This is a genomic window from uncultured Microbacterium sp. (assembly GCF_913776565.1).
Lineage (GTDB): Bacteria > Actinomycetota > Actinomycetes > Actinomycetales > Microbacteriaceae > Microbacterium.
In genome coordinates this window covers 1-2,732 of sequence record NZ_CAJYPF010000223.1, presented here as the reverse complement: position 1 = coordinate 2,732, position 2,732 = coordinate 1, and the positions used below count along the sequence as shown (strand labels likewise).

Here is a 2,732-nt window from a genome sequence, read left to right as displayed (position 1 = left end):
GCCCGGAGGCGACGTCACGACGAGGGCCCAGCCGTTCTTCGACACCGTCCCGGAGATGGAGCCCAGGCGGTCCGGCTCAGGCGTGGGAGTGGGCGTCGCAGAGGGAGTCGCGGTCGGCGTTGCGGTGGGATTTCCCGTCGGCGTCGGGGTCGGCGACGCTGTCGTCACGGCGCTGGAAGAGTGGTTGCACTGGTTCGACGTGGCGCTGGCCGAGGTCGCCGGGGCGAGGGACGACAGCAGGCCGACCCCGACGGCGAGGACGGCGAGCACGCCCATCGTCGCGCCGCGAGCACTCTTGCGGTTGCGGCGGGCGAGCGTCACGAATCCGAGTCCCGCGGCGACCAGCACAGCCGCGAAGATCGGCACCCAGGGTGAAATGTCGTGGCCGGTGATGGCGAGACAGTTGATTGCGAGTGTCATGTGATGTTCCCTCCAGCGAGCAAGGCCCGCGTGCCGTGAGCGGTCGGAGGTGGGAGCGGGATTCGCCTCCCGCTCCCACCCGCGCGAATGTGCTCTCTCACCCACGCTGGCGAGGTCGGAACCTGAGGTTGGGACATCAGATCCGCCACCCCGCCAAAGGAAGGACCCGCGTCAGGTGGAGGTATGACGCGGCTCACGCAGATCTGCGCCGGGATCTGCGTCATGAACCGTTGCCGGGAAGCTCCCCCACGTACGCATGATGCCGGGGGGCGACGTGCCGGAAAGCGATACCTGATGACGAATACTCGACCGATCCCCGTTGACGACGAGCAGTCCCGCGTGAGCCCAGAACGGATCTGGGAGCTGAGCGAGACCGATCACGAATGGGGGCGTCGACACGCCTACGGTCTTCTCGTCGCTTTGACACTGTGCATCGCGGGCTTCTGGGTCCCCGTCATCGCGGTGATCACCAGCGCGAGGCTTGGGCGATGAAGCGCGTGCCCTCCCCTCTGCGCACCTGGCTCACCGCTCGATTCGAATGGAGCACGTTGTCCATCCACCTCGGGGCGCAGAGTGACTGCGTCTCATCCGGGCGGGTCCACTGCCGATGAGTCGCTCCACGCCCGGCCGGGACTTCCTGCCCACCCGCGGACGCTCCTTCATCACTGTCAGCGTGGTCGACGAGAACGGATTCACCCAGCATCATGGGCCGGTGGAGGTCCGCAACGAGCTCGTCGCGAAGATCCTCGCCGGGCTGAGGCTGCAGGCGGAACCCCGACCGAAATCCTGACCACAGCAGGCTCCGTCCTCCTCCCCGATCTTCGCGGACGGCAGCGAAGGAGCAGCCCTTCATGCCACGGTCGCGAAACGTCCCTATGACCTGCTGATCTCTCAGAAGCTCCCCTCGGCGTTCACGGACACCGGTCTGGATCAGTGGCTCCGCGAACGACAGGTGGAAACGGTCACCATCGCCGGGTACATGACCCAGAACTGCGACGAGTCCACGGCTCGCGATGCTGTCCACCGTGGCTACGGTGTCGAATTCCTCTCGGACGCCCCCGGAACCCTGCAGCTCGAGAACGGAGCCGGCTCCGTCGACGCGCGGACCCTGCACGACGCAGTCCTCGTGGTGCTGCAGTCGCGCTTCGCCGCCGTCATGACCACGGACCAGTGGTGCCGAGCCCTCGAGACCGGTCCCGCAGCTGGCGCGGTGCGTCCGGATGCAGCCGGCCCCTCCGGCATCCACGCCAGCACCTCCGCCGCGCGAGGGCGGAAACACGCGCACAGGGGTCGAGGACGCGAATGAGTTGCTCAGCAGGCCGCAGTCCGGAGAGGCGAGACCGAGGCGCAGATTCAGGTCGTCGAGTACCGCGCGGCGAACCGCGAGGTACTCCCCCATGCGCGAGCCTCGGCCGGTACGGCCCTACGGCGGCGCGAGGAGCAGACCAGCCCCGGCCCGGTCCCCTCGCTGCGGACCGACCGGCTGGTCACTCCTTCGGGAGGACGTCCACGTAGACGCTGAACTTGTTGCCGGGCTCGGTCATGAGATCGAACACTTCCTGGGTGTCGTTCGTGCCGCCCTGGCATGCGACGGTGAGGAAGGTGATGTAGCCGGTGTTGTAGTCCGGCCCTTCGAGCACCTTCATGTCGGCGAGAGTGTTGTTCTTGCTCGCGGGGACCGTGAATCTGAAGAACGGGATCTGCCCCAGTCCCTCTTGGTGATAGGCAGTGCCCCAAAGGGCGTCGTCCTGCAGCTCGCCGGGCTTCTGCACACCGAGCGCCGCACGGAAGAAGTCCACCACGGTCTGGGCGTAGACCTGGTCGCTGAACGCCCAGCGGTCCTTGTTGTCACCGGAGTCGCGGACGAAGGCGACCGTGGACGTGCAGAGCCCGAACCCGCCGTACACCGCGCCCATCTGACGCGAATACAGATTGTTGTTGTCGACGAGTTTGTCCTCGTACCAGTCCCAGGCGGAGTCCTGCGGGGTACTGATGACCGTGCGCCCGCCGTCGAACCCCTCGGCCGCGGGAAGCTCGATGACGACCCGCCTCGAGGAGATGGGGTCGGTGCTGGCGCCGGGGAGGTGGGCGTACTCGGTCGTGCCGTTGAGGGTGGCGGGCGATGCATCCGCCGCCTCACCACTGCCGCTCCCCTGTCCCGTGAGAACGCCGACGGCCTGGACGGCGAAATAGCCGCCGACGCCGACGACGAGGACACCGACGACCACGGCGGCGGTGATGAGCACCGCGGCGGTGCCGCGGCGCTTCTTCTGCGGGCTGGCCGGCGTGTGAGGCGAGACGGGGGTCGGATC

General features: G+C 67.7%; 4 protein-coding genes. 2 read left to right on the top strand and 2 right to left on the bottom strand.

The annotated features are described in order from the left end of the window. The coding region (locus QZ433_RS12575; RefSeq protein ID WP_295784029.1) for a hypothetical protein at positions 1-420 on the bottom strand (420 nt) is incomplete at its 3' end. Between the two features lie 607 nt (positions 421-1,027). On the opposite strand from QZ433_RS12575, the gene QZ433_RS12570 reads away from it, so the two are divergent. After that, positions 1,028-1,210, top strand: a complete 183-nt coding sequence (locus QZ433_RS12570; protein ID WP_295784026.1) for a hypothetical protein — start codon at positions 1,028-1,030, stop codon at positions 1,208-1,210. Positions 1,211-1,237: 27 nt separating this feature from the next. Next, a complete protein-coding gene (locus QZ433_RS12565) occupies positions 1,238-1,726 on the top strand; it encodes an isochorismatase family protein (RefSeq protein WP_295784032.1) in 489 nt (162 codons plus the stop codon). Between the two features lie 181 nt (positions 1,727-1,907). Here the strand turns inward: QZ433_RS12565 and QZ433_RS12560 are convergent. Further along, positions 1,908-2,732 (bottom strand): hypothetical protein (locus QZ433_RS12560; RefSeq protein WP_295784023.1); only part of this gene is annotated, 825 nt, incomplete at its 5' end.